Below are 15375 nucleotides of genomic sequence, written 5' to 3'. Positions count from 1 at the left end.
GTCTCGAGGCCGGACCGTCCCCCGACGGCTTGCGGCAAGAGGGGTACCGACCTATGTTACCGACCGGTACGTTGTGCGGCGCTATATAGGTACCGCTCGGTAACACCGTCAAGGCGAAGGGCTGTGACAAAAAGAAAGCCTGTGCCGTCCGTCCGCAAGGTTCCCAAGCCGCACAAGCGCGCGGCCGACCGCATCCGGGAATCCGCGCGCGATCTTTTCTATCGCCAGGGCATCCGCGCCGTCGGCGTCGACGAGATCGTGGCGCGCGCCGGCGTCACCAAACCCAGCCTTTATCGCAGTTTTCCCTCGAAAGACGAGCTTGCGGCGGATTATCTGCGCCATATGGGCGAGGAGGGGATCGCGCGCTTCGACGCGACCGTTGCCGCGAACCCTGCCGATCCGCGGGGCCAGCTCCGCGTCTGGCTCATGGAGCTCCAGCAAAAAGCGGGCAAGAGCGACTATCGCGGCTGCGGTACCACCAATGCAGCGGTGGAATACCCCGACCGCAAGCATCCGGCGCGGATCGTGGCGAGCGACATCAAGAATCGGTTCCGCGCCCGACTCGCGGCACTGGCCGCGGCGATGGGCGCGCGCGAGCCGGACCGGCTCGGCGATGCGCTGATGTTGCTGTTCGAAGGCGTCTACGCCTCGGGCCAGCTCTTCGGGGCCGGCGGCCCGGCGCGGGTCGTGCTGGACGCGGCCGACGCGCTGGTCGCCAGCCATCTGGCGGAACGCTGAACGGCCGGGGCCGCCGGCGTTCCGCCATGCGTCACGCCTGGGCGGCGCTCGCGCGATGCTTGGCGAATTGCGGGATCAGATATTCTCCGGCCAGGCGCGTGCTGCGCAGCACCGCCTCGTGCGGGATGCGGCCGAACTGCAGCAGGCACATCAGCCGGTCGGCGCCGATGCCGGCATAGAGCGCCGCCTTCCTGGCGCAGTGCTCGGGGTCGCCGATGATCACCGAGTCGAGGCCTTCCAGCACCTCATGGGCTTCCTCGTTCGAGATGTCCTCGCCGCGCGCCATGCGCTTGAGCACCGCGATCACCGGCAGTTCGTCGGCATCGATCTCCAGGCTGGTCGGATCGGCGCCCTCGAGCGCCGCGATCTCCTTGGCCGATTTGCGCGCCAGATGCGGGCTGAGGCCGGCGCGGATCATGTCCCACCAGATCGAGCGCGGCACCTTGAAGGCGATCGGCGCGGCATGGACGTACCACAGCGCGGCCTTGGCGGCGCCGTTGGCGATCGCCTCCTTCCGCGATTCCGCGACATGCACGAAGGTGAAGACGCCCTTCTGATGATTGAGGAAGCGCCCGGCCGCGGCCTGGCGCGACGCGAAGCCCTTTTCATATTCGTCCAGCATCGCCTTCATGAACGATACCGGGCTCAGCAGCGTGGTGCCGAGCACGCCGACGCCCAGCTCGCCCGCCATGCGGAACGAATCCGGGCTGCTTGCGGTCTGCCACAGGCGCGGATGCGGCTTCTGCACCGGCCGCGGCACGACCTCGCGCTCGGGCATCTGGAAGATCTTGCTGTTCCAGCTGAAGGTCTCGTCGGTCCACATCTTGGGGATCATCTGCAGCGCCTCGCGCAGCTCGTCGCGCGCGGTCTCGGGGTCGACGCCGAAGGTCTCCCATTCCTTGCCGCCCGACTTGGCGAGGCCGAGCTCGAAGCGTCCGCCGCTCAGGATGTCGAGCGTCGCGGCGCGCTCGGCGACCCGCAGCGGCCCGTTGATGCGGAACGGCGCCAGCACGCCGGCGTGGCCGACATGCATGCGTTGGGTGTTCAGCGCGATGGCGGTGAGGATCAGCTCGGGCGCCGAGCTGTAGCTGAACTCGGGCGCGCCGTGATGCTCGACCTGCCACCAGATCTCGAAGCCCGCCTTGTCGGCGGCCCGCGCCTCTTCGATGGTGTCGAAGATCAGCTTCCGCTCATGGTCGGGCGGAAACGGCTTGGCCAGCTGGATTTCGCAGAAGACATCGAACTTCACGCAACGCACTCCTTGATGATGGTCACAGTATCGCGATGGGGTTGACGGGCGAGCCCGTGCCGCGCTCGACGCGCAGGGGCGCCACGGTGAAAAGGAATTCCCAGCGCGTTTCGGCGGCGCAGGCTTCGGCCAGCTCCACGAAGCGCAGATTGTCGAGCAGATGCAGCCCCATCGACACCAGGCCGCACATATGGACCGGAATGGGGAAGTCCTCGATCGGCTGCGGCGAGGGCGTCGGATCGTGCACCGCGTCGGAGGCGAGCACGGAGATCTTCCGCTCGAACAGCCAGGGGATGCAGTCCTCCGACAGCCCGGCCAGCGGCGGTCCCTCGCCCGGGTTGGGCGTGTTCGCCGCGCGCCAGGCATCGCGCCCGACCATCACCAGCAGGATGTCGCCCTCGCCGACGCGCACGCCCTGGCGCTCTTCGGCGGCGCTCAGCTCTGCGGGCGTGACGGGCGACGCGGGATCGACATAGGCCGCACCGCGCAGCCGCGGGATGTCGAGCAGAACGCCGCGGCCGCACAGCCCGTCGCGCGCCGCCATGATGCTGTTGCGCCGCGCCCCCGTCGAACGGACGTCGGTGGCGGGAAAGCCGTTATACATCTTGCCGTCGACGAAGACGTGGCACAGCGCGTCGATATGGCTGGAGGCGAGGCCGTGATAGGCGATCCCGATGAAATCGAGCGACACCTCCATGCCCGGAATACCGTGGGTACACGGATCGTCGCCGCCGACCACGATGTGGTGCAGTGCCGGCGTCGGATTCTCCGGCCCCGGCTGCACCGGGAAGTTCCGCGCGCAGCTGATCGTGCGGCCGGTCCTGACCAGCTTCGCCGCCGCCGCCGTCCGCGCCGGCGTCAGGTAGTTGAGGGTGCCACGCTCGTCCTCCGCCCCCCAGCGTCCCCAATTGGAGACCTCGCGGAAGATCGCCTGCATCTCGGCCTTCGATTTCGCGGCCATCCGGGTCAGGCCTTCTTCAGCAGGGCATCGTTCGCCTTGCTGTGACGCTGCCCCGGATTGAGCTCGATGAGCTCGATCAGGTTGCCGTTCGGGTCGTAGCAGCAGCAGCTTCCGACGATGCCGAGCTCGGGATGGGTGAAGAGTTCGCGTGTGAAGCGCACGCCCTGCGCGGTGAGCTCGTCATAGGCCTGCCGCACGTTCTTGACGCGGAAGGCGATGATGCGCGGCACCTCGCCCTCGGCGACCGGGATCGCGGCGGTCTTCGCCCGCGGCTCGCTCCAATGGATCAGGTCGATCATCGGCCCGCCCGGATCGTTCGGCAGCACCATCAGCACGCCGCTGCCCTTGGCCCGCTTCATCCCGAAGATCGTCGCGACGAAATCGGGCCACTCGACATGCCGGCGGTCGTCCAGCACCTCGAAGCCGAGCGTCGTGTAGAACGCGACCGATTCGTCGAGATCGCGCGCATTGACGACCGTGTGATAGAGCCGCTCCAGAAACCAGTCCCGCGCCATGTCCCGCCCCTTTTGTCTCGTTCCGCCGACGGACGATCTTGGGCGTAAATATAACAAGCGTTACAAAAAGCGCAACGGCAAGTTTCTGCTGCGGCGCGACAATTCACGAGTTGAACCGGCGCCGCCATCTGGGCACTGTCAGCACGCTGATTTGCAAAGGCGGGGAATGCCGAAGAAAGTCGATCCGACCGCGCGCCGCGAGGCCTTCCTCGCCGCCGCCTATCGCATGATCAAGAAGCACGGGATCTCCGGCGTGACCGCCCGCGCCGTCGCCGCGGAGGCCGGCTACACCACCGGGGCGCTGGTCCATTACGTCAGGTCGATGGACGACCTGCTGGTGGAAGCCTCGGAATATTCCGCCCGCGACGTGCGGGCCCGGATGCTGGAAGTCGAGGCGCTGCCCGATCCGCTGGCGGCGCTGCGCGGCGTGCTTTATCTCGCGCTGCCCAGCGATCCCGACAAGCGCGGCAACTGGAACTTTTTCCTCGGCTTCTGGGAGCGCTCGGTGCACAACGCGGCGGTGCGCAAGGTCACGCATCTGCGCTACGAGGAATGGCTGAAACGCTGCACCCGGCTGATCCATCGCGCCAAGCAGGCGGGCGCTCTTGCCGACGACCTCGACGTCCCCTCCGCCGCCCGCGCCGCGGTCGCGCTGACCGACGGCATCGCGATCCAGGTGTTGCGCTCTGGCAAGCCGCCGACGACGCAGCAGCAGCGCTTGCTGATCGATCACTTCATCGAATCCTGGCTGCGCCCGACGGGGAAGTAGAGCCACAAGCTCCGCTGTCATCCCCGGCGAGCATGCGCACTGGCGCGCGCAATGCGAGGGACGGGGACTCGGGCCATGACACCGAGTGGGTTGCGTCAATATGGAAACAACTGACTCTGGAAGATCCACCGACACCGGCGCTGCATCAGCGCGCCGTCCGCCGCGCCCCGAAGGGCACGACATTGTCGCCGCGGCCGCGTTTGGCCGTGCCCAGCATCCGCTCGATCCAGCCGTCGATCTGTTGCCGCAGCTTGCGCGCCGTGGGCGCCCGGCCGCTGACCAGCACATGCACGCCGATCCCGTCCATCTGGCAGATCAGCGCCGCCGTCGCGTCGGCGATCTTGATGTCGGGGCGGATGTCGCCCGCCTTCTGCGCCGCCTTCATCAGCCGGCCGTAGCGGCGATAGGATTCGGCATAGCGGTCGTGCGTCGCCGCGCGGATCAGCTCGCTGGTCTGCGACAATTGCCAGAACCCGAACCATATCTTCCAGTGCCCGAGCATGTCGTCGTCGGCCGGCAGGCCTTCGTACAGCACATGCCGCAGCGCCGCGATGCCCGTATGGTCGCGCTCCGCCCGCTCCATCCGGCCGCGGATGACCAGGGTCGAGTATTCGGCGGCCTGCAGGAAGATATGGTCTTTGGACGGAATATAGTGCACCACCGCGCCGACCGAGGAACCGGTCTCCCGCGCGATGTCTCGGATCGTCGCCTTTGCGACTCCCTTCTTGCGGATCACGCGGAAAGCGGCGCGGGCGATGTCGTCGCGGCGGACGTCATGGTCGACGATCTTGGGCATGGGGACCTCGGACGGCGTGTGCGCGCCTTCTAGCCCGCCATCACGCCGCCGTCGATGACGAGTTCGGTGCCGGTGATGAAGCGCGACTCGTCGCCGGCGAGGAACACAACGCCCGCCGCGATGTCGCTGGGCAGGCCGGAATGGCCGACCGGGGTCGCCGCGGCGCCGGCGGCGCGGATCTCCGCCATCGCGTCGGAATTGCGCCGCGCATCGGAAGCCGGCATCTCGCCGTCATTGCCGAGCTTCAGCCAGATCGGCGTCTCGATCGAGCCCGGATGCACCGAATTGACGCGGACATTGTTGCGCGCCTGGGCGCATTCCAGCGCCACCGCCTTGGTGAACATCCGCACCCCGCCCTTGCTGGCGCAGTAGCCCGACATGCCGGGCACGCCGCGCAGGCCCGCGACCGACGACATGTTGACGATCGAGCCGCCCCCGGATCTCTCCATCAGCGGCAGCGCCGCCTTGGTGCCCAGGAACAGCCCGTCGAGATTGATCGCCAGCTGCCGCCGCCAGCTCTCGAAGCTCATCTCCAGCAGCGGCCGCGAGATGCAGATCGCGGCATTGTTGACGAGGATGTGCAGCGCATCGAATTTCTGCGCCGTCGTCGCGACGATCGTCTTCCAATCGTCTTCGCGCGCCACGTCCAGCGGACGGAAATGGGCCCTGCCGCCGGCCGCGGCGATCGCATCGCGGGTCTCGGCTCCGCCCGTCTCGTCGATGTCGCCGATCATCACCACTGCGCCTTCGGCGGCCAGGGCGAGGGCGCAGGCGCGCCCGATGCCGCTGGCGCCGCCCGTCACGATGGCGACCTTGCCGTCCAGTCGGCTCATGTCCGTTCTCCGCGCGCCTGTCGATCCCATGTTCCGACGGTGTAAGCCGCCATCTGGCGCAGCGCCGCCGCGCCTTCGGGCAGCATCGGGTGGAACATGTGCCAGACATGGATCATCTCCGGCCAGATCTCGAGCGTAGCGTCGACGCCGACGGCTCGCGCCGCATCCGCCAGCGCCGTGGCATCGTCCAGCAGCACCTCGTCGCTGCCCACATGGATCAGCATGGGCGGCAGGCCCTTGAGATCGCCAAGCGCCGGGGAGGCGAGGGGCTGCGCCGGATCGCCCGCGCCCATATAGGCATCCGCCATCTCCTTGAGGCTGCGCCGTGTCAGCAGCGGATCGACCGCGGCCTTGCTGTCGAAGCTCTCCGCCGCGCAGCGCATATCGGTCCATGGGCTGATCAGCGCCAGCGACGCGGGCAGCGGCAGGCCCGCATCGCGTGCCGCGAGCACGGTCGCAACGGCAAGGCCGCCGCCCGCCGACTCGCCGCCGACCGCGATATCGCCGGCTTCGCGTCCGCCCGCAAGCAGCGCACGATAGGCCGCCAGCGCGTCGTCGACCGCTGCGGGGAAAGGATGCTCCGGCGCCAGCCGGTAGTCGATGCTGACCACGCTGCAATGCGCAAGCCGCGCGAATTCGGTGGTGAACGGGCGCGAGCCGGCGGGATGGCCCAGCACATAGCCGCCGCCATGCAGGTGGAAAAAGGTCCGCGCCGGATGCGCGCCCGACGGCGTGATCCACTCGACGGGGATGCCGCCCAGCGTGCCGGGCGCGATCGCGACGTCGTCCGGCGCGACGAAGGCGGCGGCGAATTGCTCGGCCTGGGCGCGGCGCGCCATGAAGGGCGTGTCGGGCCCGCCGACCAGGCTCTTCAGCATGTCACGCACCGCATCTATGGGCCGCATTGCGTCTCTCGTGTTCGAACCTGAATCGCTTGTAACGGGGCTGCCGTGCGCCGGCAATCTATTTCGAACGCGCGTTCTATAAAACGACGGCTTCGCACTTGCGAAAGCGATGTTGCGGCGCGTTTGGGTGCGATGGCCCAGAAAGCGTTTGTCAGATATTGTAACACCTGTTATATAAACGCCAAAGGGCCGGCTTGGCGGGGTGCCTTCGCGAGGCGGGTTTAAAAAAATTCGAAGGGGAGTGAAGCGTATGCGTATGGACCTTACGGCCGCGCTCAAAAGCGGCGCAGCCACATTCTGCTTGCTTTTGACGACCATCCCCGCGCTTGCCGCCGATCCCGGCGCCGGCGGCGGCTCGACGGTGGAGACCGTCGTGGTGACGGCCGAGAAACGTTCGGAGGACAGCCAGACCGTTCCGGTGGCGCTGACCGCGCTCAACGGCGGTTCGCTCGACTCCCAGGGCATCGTCGGCTTCAACGAACTGGGCCAGCGGGTGCCGTCCCTGCGCTTCGGCGCCGGCGTCACCGGCGGCGAGAACGTCATCACCATGCGCGGTCTGGGCAGCCAGAACACCACGCCGGGCGGCGACTCGCCGGTGGCCTACAGCGTCGACGGCGTCACGCTGCAGCGCTCGACCTCGGTCGACCCGGAGTTCTACGACATCGAGCGCATCGAGGTGCTGCGCGGCCCGCAGGGCACGCTCTACGGCCGCAACTCGGTCGGCGGCTCGATCAACGTGATCACCAACAAGCCGGGCGACACGCTGGGCGCCGGTCTCGACGTGCTGGTCGGCGACTATGCCCAGCGCACCTTCCGCGGCTGGGTCAACGCTCCGCTGATCGACGACGGCGACTTCAAGATGTACGCCCGCGTCACCGGCGTCTCGGCGCAGCACAACCCCTATGCGGAGAACCTGTCGACCGCGCCGGGCGCCACGCACACCCAGGACGGCCAGGACTTCCAGATGGTGCGCGGCCAGCTCTATATGGAGTTCTCGCCCAACCTGAACCTGCTGCTCTCAGCCAGCGCCAATTCGAACAACACGGCGGCGGCGACGGCCACCGCCTGGTGGGAGACCCCGACCCGCTACATGACAGGCACCGATCCGATCCCGGCCGGCTCGCCCTGCGATTTCAGCACCCAGGCGAAGTTCGACCCGCGCAAATTCTGCCACGACTATCCGGAGAACGCCTATAACCGCCTGACGCTCTACAGCGGCACGCTCAACTGGAATCTCGACTTCGCGACGCTGACCTCGGTCACCGGCTACAGCACCAGCAATGTCAGCCAGACCAGCGACGGCGACGGCTCCGACGCGCCGCTCGCGATGGGCTCGAGCTGGATCCTGCGCCAGCACCAGATCTCGGAGGAGGTGCGTCTCGCCTCGAACGACGACGGCTCGCCGCTCAAATGGATCTTCGGCCTCTACTACTTCTGGTCCAACAACTACGAAGACTTCGCCTATTCCGACACCGGCCTGAACGACGCGTCGGCGAACGTCGCATCCGACACCTACAACTTCCTCAGCCACGGCTATTCGAAATCGCAATCCTTCGCGCCGTTCGGGCAGATCGACTACGACCTGGCGAAGACCGCGCTGGGCATTCCGCTGACCCTGACGGCCGGCGTGCGCTACAGCTACGACCGCAAATACGGCTACAACTATCTCGACTACCAGTTGCCGCTGATCTGCGGCGGGCCGGGCAATCCCAGCGGCTCCTGCGGCGTCACCGCGGGGCCGTTCGACAAGACCTGGGGACAGTGGACCGGAAAGGCCGGCCTGAACTACCAGGTCAGCGACCACGTCATGGCCTATGCCTCGGCCTCGCGCGGCTATCTCTCGGGCGGCAACATCATCGGCCTCGCCAATATCTACGGCCCCGAGAGCATGTGGTCCTACGACGCCGGCGTGAAGTCGCAGTTCTTCGACGACCGCCTGCAGCTCAACGTCGCCGCCTATCACGAGGAGATCGCGCATCTGCAGGTCTTCGTGCAGAGCACGACGCAGTCCGGCATCAACAACGTCAACGGCATCACCCAGGTGAACGGGCTCGAATTCGAGGCCGTCGCCCTGCCGGTCGACAATCTGCGCCTCAACGCCACGGTCACGGTGAACCGCGCCACCTACGGCAATTACATCACCACCGACACGCGCTTCGGCGCGCCGGGGCCGGGCTGCGGCCCGGCGCCGGTCCTGTGCAATTTCCGCGGCAACACGCTGAACCAGACGCCGCCCTACACGATCGATTTCGGCGCCGAGTACAATTTCGAAACCTCCATCGGCACGATCACGCCGCGGGTCGACACCTTCGTCTCCGGCAAGGTCCAGTTCCTGCCGGACAACTACATCACCTCGCAGCAGAAGCCTTACACGCTGACCAATTTCCACCTGACCTGGCTGTCGACCAACGGCCACTACAAGGCGGAGGCCTTCGTGAACAACATCGAGAATGCGGACGTCATCTCCAATGACGGCATGCAGTCGATCAGTCTCGGCCAGCAGATCCAGGAGCCGGACAACTTCGTCTACTACCCGCCGCGGACCGTCGGCATCCGGTTCGGAGTGAACCTCTAGACCGGTAGGGCGGGCGGCTGTGCGTTGAACAGCCGTCCGCCCGCCCGCGCGGATCCCGCCATGCCCGTCACCATCCAGGTTGAACGCCGCGGCGAGGTCGAGTGGCTAACGCTCAACCGCCCCGACCGCCTCAACACGCTGACCGGCACCATGGTGCGCGAGCTGTGCGCCTATTTCGAAGGGCTCCAGCAGGATTATGGCGTCCGCATCGTCGTGCTGCGCGGGGCCGGGCGCGCTTTCTGCGCCGGCCTCGACATCAAGGAGCATCTCGCGGGCGACCGCGTGCCGGAGGGCGCCGGCCGCCTCCGCCCCGGGCATCACCTGTTCGACATCGTCAAGCTGATGCGCGCCTGTCCGCAGCCCATCGTCGCCCTGGTGCACGGTCCGGCGTGCGGCGGCGGCTTCGCGCTGGCGCTGGCGGCGGACATCCGCATCGCAGGCGAGAGCGCCCGGATGAACGACGCGTTCGTGGCGCTGGGCCGCTCGGGCTGCGAATTGGGCCTCACCTATTTCCTGCCGCGCATCGTCGGCCTCGGCGTCGCGACGGAGCTCATGTACACCGGCGCCTTCATCGACGCGGCCCGCGCGTTGCAGGTCGGCCTCGTCTCGCGCGTCGTCCCCGATGCCGGGCTGGAGGACGCCGCGGCGCTATTCGTCGCGCCGATGCTGCACACCGCGCCGCTCGGCCTGCGCCTGACCAAGCAGACGCTCAACACCTCGCTCAAGATCGACGATCTCGCGGCGGTGATCGACCTCGAGGAGCGCGCCCAGGCGATCTGCGGCCGCGGTCCCGATTTCGAGGAAGCGATGAACGCCTTCCTGGAAAAGCGCCCGCCGCGCTATGCCGCGCCGGCCTGACGATGACGCCGCCAGGCCTTCGCCCGCTCTGCCTCTATCGCGCCACGCTTGACCGGCCGCAGCACGACACCGGTGCCGCGCCGTTCGGCCGCCGCATGATCGCGGTTGTGACCGGCGGCGATATCGTGGGCGAGCGCCTGAACGGCACCGTGCTTCCGGGCGGCGGCGACTGGGCGCTGATCGACGCGGCGCGCGACGTCCTGCGCCTCGATGCCCGCGTCACCTGGCAGACGCAGGACGGCGCCAAGATCTATGTCAGCTACACCGGCATCTTCCGCCCCTATTCCGAGGGCCCGAAGCAGTTCGCACGCGGTGGCACCTTGAGCGCAGCCGACCGCGCCGCGCTCTATTTCCGCACCCGCCCGGTCTTCGAGACCGGCGACGCCCGCTATGCCTGGCTCAACGATCTCGTTGCGGTGGGTGTCGGCCTGGTGACGCCGGAGGGCGTGGCGTACGAGATTCACGAGGTCATTTAGCACCTCCACTTGTCATCCCCGGCGAGCCGCGCGAAGCGCGGCGAGGGAAGGGGACCCAGGCAGCAAACACCGTGACGGTCTTACCGCCTGGGTCTGTGTACGCTGTCGCTACGCAGTCCCCTCACGCCGCTTCGCGGCGTTCGGCCGGGGATGACAAGCTGTGGTGTCTTACGCTTTCCCCTCCGGCGTAAACACTTCCCGGATCTTCGAATGCCGCAGCCCCGGCTCGAGCTCGATCATCTCGATCAGCGTCCCGTTCGGGTCATAGGCGACGATGCAGCCCGTGATCCCCGCCGCGGGGATCGAGGTCGGCTCCTCCGTCGTGAACCGCACGCCCTGCGCCTTCAGCGCGACATGCGCCGCGCGGACATTCTCCGTGCGGAACGCCAGCACGCGCGGCACCCGCGTCGGCGCGCCCTCCGGAAACTCGGCGCGCGGCGCCTGCCATTCGATGATGTCGAGCATCGGGCCGTCCGGATCCGACGGCAGGATCATCAGCACGCCACGGCCCTTCGGATTGGGGATCAGCGCGAAGGAGGCGCCGCTGCCGTCCGGCCATACCGCGTCGCGCCGGTCGGAGACGATCCGGAATCCCAGCATCTCGTAGAACCGCACCGACTCGTCGATGTCCCGCGCGTTGATGATCGTGTGATAGAAATGCCTGAGCCGCCATTCCGCCATCGTCGTCCTCCCGGTCTGCGCCGCGATGCGGCTTGTCGTGATTGCATAACGCATGTTATAGAATGGTGGTTCTAAAACAACAAAGATCGCCCAGGGAGCACGCCGATGGACACCCCCCAGCCGCCGGGCCGCAGGCCGGATTGCGACGCCGTGGTGATCGGCGCGGGCTTCGCCGGGCTTTACGCGGCGCACAAGCTGACGACGCTGGGCTTCACGGTCGCGGGCTTCGAGAAGGGCGACGACGTCGGCGGCGTCTGGTACTGGAACCGCTATCCCGGCGCGCGCTGCGACTGCGAAAGCTACTATTACAGCTATTCCTTCTCGAAGGAGCTCGAGCAGGAATGGTCGTGGAGCCTGCGCTATTCCGAGCAGCCGGAGATCCTGCGCTACCTGAACCATGTCGCCGACCGCTTCGACCTGCGCCGTCATTTCCGCTTCTCGCGCGCCGTGACGTCCGCCGTGTTCGACGATGCCGCCGCCCTGTGGACCGTCACCGACAGCGCGGGCGAGACGCTGACCGCCCGCTTCGTGATCTCCGCCGCCGGCTGTCTTTCGGAAGTGCAGCGCCCCGCGATCCCCGGCCTCGAGAATTTCACCGGCGAGGTCCTCTACACCGCGGCCTGGCCGCACACGCCGCAGGATTTCACCGGCAAGCGCGTCGCGGTGATCGGCACCGGCGCCTCCGGCGTCCAGGCGATCTCGCGCATCGCCAGGCAGGCGGACAGCCTCGTCGTCTTCCAGCGCACGGCGAACTGGGTGATCCCGGTGTGGAACGCGCCGATGAGCGCGCAGTTCGACGCCTGGGTCAAAGAGCATTATCGCGAGATCCGCGCCAAATGCTTCGCCTCGTCGGGCGGCGTGCCGTTCGATCCGCCGGAAGCGGCCGCGCTCGCGGTGACCGAAGACGTCCGCCGCGCCACGCTGGAAAAGTTCTGGCAGATGGGCGGCACGCGCTTTTTCAGCGCCTTTACCGATATCTTCGCCAGCGTCGAGGCGAACGAGGTGATGTGCGGCTTCGTGCGCGACTATATCAAACAGGTCGTGAAGGACCCCAGGACGGCGGCGCTGCTGACCCCGACCGACCATCCCATCGGCACCAAGCGGCCGCCGATGGACGACGACTATTACGAGACCTTCAACCGTCCGAACGTGACGCTGGCCGACCTGCGCGCCGCGCCGATCACCGGCATGGAGGGCAAGACGATCCGCACCGCGGACGCGGCCTATGAGGCCGACGTGCTGGTGCTGGCCACGGGCTTCGACGCGATCACCGGCCCGCTGCTCGCCATCGACATCCGGGGCGCCGGCGGCCTGAGTCTGCGCGAGGCCTGGGCGCAAGGCGCGGGGACCTATCTGGGCCTCGGCATCGCGGGCTTTCCCAATCTCTTCACCATCACCGGCCCGCTCAGTCCGTCCGTGCTCGCGAACATGCCGGTGGCGGTGGAGCAGCATGTCGACTGGATCGCCGATTGCCTCACGCATATGCGCGCCCAGGGCCTGACGCGGATCGCGCCGCTGCCGGACGCGCAGGCGGAGTGGACCGCCCATGTTGCCGCGGTCGCGGGCCACACGCTCTATCCGCGCTCGAACTCCTGGTATTTCGGCTCCAACATCCCGGGCAAGCCGCGGCAGTTCGGCGTCTATGTCGGCGGCTTCGCCAACTATTCGCAGCGCTGCGACGCTTCGGCCAAGGCCGGCTATGAAGGCTTCGCGTTGGCGGCGGAATGACCGCCGCCGCGAAGCTATGACGTCCTGATCCGCAGTTCGGACCAGCAATAGGGCGTGTAGACCAGGCCGAACATGTTGCCTTGCCGCAGGTAATCCATGCGGATGGCGCGCAAGGCCGCCTCGACCGTCTCGCCGCGCACCCAGGATTCGAAGAAGCGCTGGCCGACATCCATCGCGAGCGGCTGGCTGACCTTGATCTCGGTGCCGATCACGCCGGATGCGTTGCCGCTGCCGAGGAAGGCGTCGAGATAGGACACGAGCGTGGTCGACTCGATGGCCAGCGATTGGCAGGCGTTGACGAAGATGAGCGGGCGAACCTCGTCCCAGAACAGTTTTTTCAGCTTGCCGTACCAGATGCGGGGCCAGCCGACGACGTCGCCCGCGGTGATCGGCTCGTCCTTGCCGACCGCCAGCCAGAGATTGGGATCGGCGATATTGCGCTTGTTGCCGTGGCAGAAGAAATAGACGAAGGGCAGGTTGGACCCGAGCAGGTCTTCGAGCGTCTGGCGGCTGCGGCCTTCGCTCAAGGTCGCCTTGGGCAGCGCGCCGGCGAGCAGGGCGCGCAGCTTCGCGATATGGGCGTCGAGCGCCTTGAGGTCGATTCCGATTTGGGTTTCGCCGACCACCCATCGGCTGTCGGGGGCCGCGACGATTTCCTTGGCGATGGCGTCCGTCCGCGACAGCTGTTCGACGGTGTAGCGGAATCCCCAGAAGCCGAACGGGCAGAGCACGTCGCGCAGATGCGGTCCGTGCGGGCACTGCCTCGGCATGCCGTCGAACAGATCGCGCTTGCCGTCCCAGGTCGCGACCATCTCGCACAGCGCCGGTTCGACGCCGGAGGTCAGCGGAATCTCGTAGATGAGGTCCCATGGCAGGACGAAGCTCGACGTATCGGGGCGCGCGACCTGGATGACGTATTTCTCCGGGTTGTCGTAGACGTCGAGGAAGAAGCCGAATGCCTTCTGGCCGGGAAGCTGCTGGTAGAGGAGGGCGCCGAGCGGTGCGATCTTGCGCAGCAGCGCGGCCAGCGCGTCGCGCGAAACCTTGGAGGTTTCGGGCGCCAGCGAGGTCAGCGCCTTGCGCAGATCCGTGACGGTCGGGTCGATCTCCTTGCCTTCGACCGCGACGGTGACCGCACTCTCCGTGCCGGTCTGGGCAACGTCCGGATGCCGCAGGATGATCTGGTGACCGCCGTCGTCATTGGCGTTGGTGAAGACGCTGAGGCGCGGCCGGTCCGGAATCGCATCGAGCCCGGTCAGGTCGGCGGACTGCGTGTAATCGGTCACGACTTTGAAGCCGCCATCCCCGCCGACATGGGCGATCAGGCACTGCGACTGCACCAGGATGTTGCGGTAATAGTAGCCGATGCGGGCCCGCGCCGGGGCGTCGCCGCGCGGCCGGTCGGGCGCGGTCAGTTCAAAGACAAGGTGCCTGCCGCCGTCGGGATTGGTGGCGGGCCCGCCGTCGCCGGGAAGAAACAGGCGGCTTTGCGCGACCGTGCCGCGTGCCTTGCCGTCATGCGAAGCGACGACGAAATCGGTGCTGCTCACCAGCACATCGAGCCAGATATCGACCGGCAGGATGCGGTCGGGAAACTCTTCCGGGTTTTCGACCTGGCTCTCCGCCGAGAGCGGTCCGATATCGAGCCGCAGGCGGACCGTTTGCGCCGGCTCCAAGCTCCGGCTGCGATCCAGGACCGTGCCGCGGCCGTTCGTGAGAACGACATTGGCGAAGCGCGCGGTCCGCTCCGGCATCTGCGGCGGGCCGGCCGTCCGCAAAGCCTCCATGAAAGCAGCCGTGGGATGATCCGAGTCTCCGGTCAGCGTGTCGAACATCCGCCGCGGCGCCCGTTCACGCCGCGGGCGGGCGGGCTTCCGCCGGCTTTTTGTCGAATGCGCGCTCGCAGGGCGGCCTTCGCCATCGGAGCTCTTCTTCTTTTTCGCCTTTTTCTTCGGCTTTTTCGCCAGGCGTTTGACGGCGCGCGCCGCAGGCGGCTTTTTTCCTGCGGTCTTCTTGGCGACGGGCCTGGGTGCGGCCTGTTGCAGAGAGAGGTTCAGAACGACGGCTGCGAGCAGATCGCCCGCCGTTCGGACGTTGCGCAGGGCGTCCATGCTGAGTTCATAGCGTTCCAGCGCCGGGAGGCGCATCAGCGCGGCAGCCAGGTGCCGCACCGCCGATTGCGGCAATGGCAGACGCAGGAGTGCCGCCGACGCCAGACGCGGCAGTTTCAGCCGCGACAGGAGCAGCCGCCGCAATTGCGTCAGAAGCCAGGCCCTGTCGGGCATCCCTGC

Annotated in this window: 14 protein-coding genes; 6 read left to right on the top strand and 8 right to left on the bottom strand. The window is 67.4% G+C overall.

Going from position 1 to position 15375, the window contains the following annotated elements:
* The first annotated feature begins 141 nt into the window (after nucleotides 1-141).
* Nucleotides 142-738, top strand: a complete 597-nt coding sequence (locus WDM91_06880) for a TetR/AcrR family transcriptional regulator (protein MEI9994299.1) — start codon at nucleotides 142-144, stop codon at nucleotides 736-738.
* 31 nt (nucleotides 739-769) lie between these two features.
* On the opposite strand, the gene WDM91_06875 is transcribed toward WDM91_06880, so the two are convergent.
* Genes WDM91_06875 through WDM91_06865 form a run of 3 tightly spaced genes read right to left on the bottom strand, consistent with a single transcriptional unit; the run spans nucleotide 770 to nucleotide 3463 of the window.
* Complete coding sequence (locus WDM91_06875) at nucleotides 770-1987, bottom strand: LLM class flavin-dependent oxidoreductase (protein ID MEI9994298.1); 1218 nt, start codon at nucleotides 1985-1987, stop codon at nucleotides 770-772.
* A gap of 22 nt (nucleotides 1988-2009) precedes the next feature.
* A complete protein-coding gene (locus WDM91_06870; GenBank protein ID MEI9994297.1) occupies nucleotides 2010-2948 on the bottom strand; it encodes a cyclase family protein in 939 nt (312 codons plus the stop codon).
* A gap of 5 nt (nucleotides 2949-2953) precedes the next feature.
* Nucleotides 2954-3463, bottom strand: coding sequence for a VOC family protein (locus WDM91_06865; GenBank protein MEI9994296.1), 510 nt, complete (start codon nucleotides 3461-3463; stop codon nucleotides 2954-2956).
* Nucleotides 3464-3629: 166 nt separating this feature from the next.
* Between WDM91_06865 and WDM91_06860 the strand changes: the two genes are divergently transcribed.
* On the top strand, nucleotides 3630-4232 hold the full coding sequence (locus WDM91_06860; GenBank protein MEI9994295.1) for a TetR family transcriptional regulator C-terminal domain-containing protein: 603 nt from the start codon (nucleotides 3630-3632) through the stop codon (nucleotides 4230-4232).
* A 145-nt stretch (nucleotides 4233-4377) separates the two neighbouring features.
* Here WDM91_06860 and WDM91_06855 read toward each other — a convergent pair whose 3' ends face one another.
* From WDM91_06855 to WDM91_06845, 3 genes are read right to left on the bottom strand one after another with little or no spacing between them, the layout of a single operon-like run.
* Nucleotides 4378-5028 (bottom strand): TetR/AcrR family transcriptional regulator, encoded by a 651-nt coding sequence (locus tag WDM91_06855; GenBank protein MEI9994294.1) that lies wholly within the window; start codon nucleotides 5026-5028, stop codon nucleotides 4378-4380.
* Between the two features lie 29 nt (nucleotides 5029-5057).
* Nucleotides 5058-5861, bottom strand: coding sequence for a glucose 1-dehydrogenase (locus WDM91_06850; protein MEI9994293.1), 804 nt, complete (start codon nucleotides 5859-5861; stop codon nucleotides 5058-5060).
* Entirely contained in the window at nucleotides 5858-6766 is a 909-nt protein-coding gene (locus tag WDM91_06845) for an alpha/beta hydrolase (protein ID MEI9994292.1), read from the bottom strand. Before WDM91_06845 ends, WDM91_06850 begins: the two co-directional genes overlap by 4 nt.
* Before the next feature lie 250 nt (nucleotides 6767-7016).
* Here WDM91_06845 and WDM91_06840 point away from each other — a divergent pair, with 250 nt between their 5' ends.
* The 3 genes from WDM91_06840 to WDM91_06830 are packed head-to-tail and all read left to right on the top strand — an operon-like array spanning nucleotide 7017 to nucleotide 10675.
* Nucleotides 7017-9341, top strand: a complete 2325-nt coding sequence (locus WDM91_06840; GenBank protein ID MEI9994291.1) for a TonB-dependent receptor — start codon at nucleotides 7017-7019, stop codon at nucleotides 9339-9341.
* Nucleotides 9342-9401: 60 nt separating this feature from the next.
* Entirely contained in the window at nucleotides 9402-10199 is a 798-nt protein-coding gene (locus WDM91_06835; GenBank protein MEI9994290.1) for an enoyl-CoA hydratase/isomerase family protein, read from the top strand.
* Between the two features lie 2 nt (nucleotides 10200-10201).
* On the top strand, nucleotides 10202-10675 hold the full coding sequence (locus WDM91_06830) for a DUF3237 domain-containing protein (protein MEI9994289.1): 474 nt from the start codon (nucleotides 10202-10204) through the stop codon (nucleotides 10673-10675).
* Nucleotides 10676-10843: 168 nt separating this feature from the next.
* Here WDM91_06830 and WDM91_06825 read toward each other — a convergent pair whose 3' ends face one another.
* The gene (locus WDM91_06825; protein ID MEI9994288.1) at nucleotides 10844-11410 is read right to left on the bottom strand and encodes a VOC family protein; all 567 of its coding nucleotides are present in this window, start codon (nucleotides 11408-11410) and stop codon (nucleotides 10844-10846) included.
* 51 nt (nucleotides 11411-11461) lie between these two features.
* Here WDM91_06825 and WDM91_06820 point away from each other — a divergent pair, with 51 nt between their 5' ends.
* Nucleotides 11462-13084 carry an NAD(P)/FAD-dependent oxidoreductase gene (locus WDM91_06820; protein ID MEI9994287.1) on the top strand — a complete coding sequence of 541 codons (1623 nt, stop codon included), beginning with the start codon at nucleotides 11462-11464 and terminating at the stop codon, nucleotides 13082-13084.
* A 14-nt stretch (nucleotides 13085-13098) separates the two neighbouring features.
* Here the strand turns inward: WDM91_06820 and WDM91_06815 are convergent, their stop codons facing one another.
* The gene (locus WDM91_06815; GenBank protein ID MEI9994286.1) at nucleotides 13099-15369 is read right to left on the bottom strand and encodes a CHAT domain-containing protein; all 2271 of its coding nucleotides are present in this window, start codon (nucleotides 15367-15369) and stop codon (nucleotides 13099-13101) included.
* Nucleotides 15370-15375: the final 6 nt, after the last annotated feature.

The sequence above is a fragment of the Rhizomicrobium sp. genome (assembly GCA_037200385.1).
Taxonomy (GTDB): domain Bacteria; phylum Pseudomonadota; class Alphaproteobacteria; order Micropepsales; family Micropepsaceae; genus Rhizomicrobium.
Note: the sequence above shows the minus strand (reverse complement) of the source record. Positions and strands in the feature narration are given on the sequence as shown.

Coding starts and splice junctions, on each gene's coding strand:
- WDM91_06870 (MEI9994297.1), bottom strand. CDS start 2,948: ATGGCCGCGAAATCGAAGGCCGAGATGCAGGCGATCTTCCGCGAGGTC.
- WDM91_06865 (MEI9994296.1), bottom strand. CDS start 3,463: ATGGCGCGGGACTGGTTTCTGGAGCGGCTCTATCACACGGTCGTCAAT.
- WDM91_06860 (MEI9994295.1), top strand. CDS start 3,630: ATGCCGAAGAAAGTCGATCCGACCGCGCGCCGCGAGGCCTTCCTCGCC.
- WDM91_06855 (MEI9994294.1), bottom strand. CDS start 5,028: ATGCCCAAGATCGTCGACCATGACGTCCGCCGCGACGACATCGCCCGC.
- WDM91_06850 (MEI9994293.1), bottom strand. CDS start 5,861: ATGAGCCGACTGGACGGCAAGGTCGCCATCGTGACGGGCGGCGCCAGC.
- WDM91_06845 (MEI9994292.1), bottom strand. CDS start 6,766: ATGCGGCCCATAGATGCGGTGCGTGACATGCTGAAGAGCCTGGTCGGC.
- WDM91_06840 (MEI9994291.1), top strand. CDS start 7,017: ATGCGTATGGACCTTACGGCCGCGCTCAAAAGCGGCGCAGCCACATTC.
- WDM91_06835 (MEI9994290.1), top strand. CDS start 9,402: ATGCCCGTCACCATCCAGGTTGAACGCCGCGGCGAGGTCGAGTGGCTA.
- WDM91_06830 (MEI9994289.1), top strand. CDS start 10,202: ATGACGCCGCCAGGCCTTCGCCCGCTCTGCCTCTATCGCGCCACGCTT.
- WDM91_06825 (MEI9994288.1), bottom strand. CDS start 11,410: ATGCGTTATGCAATCACGACAAGCCGCATCGCGGCGCAGACCGGGAGG.
- WDM91_06820 (MEI9994287.1), top strand. CDS start 11,462: ATGGACACCCCCCAGCCGCCGGGCCGCAGGCCGGATTGCGACGCCGTG.
- WDM91_06815 (MEI9994286.1), bottom strand. CDS start 15,369: ATGCCCGACAGGGCCTGGCTTCTGACGCAATTGCGGCGGCTGCTCCTG.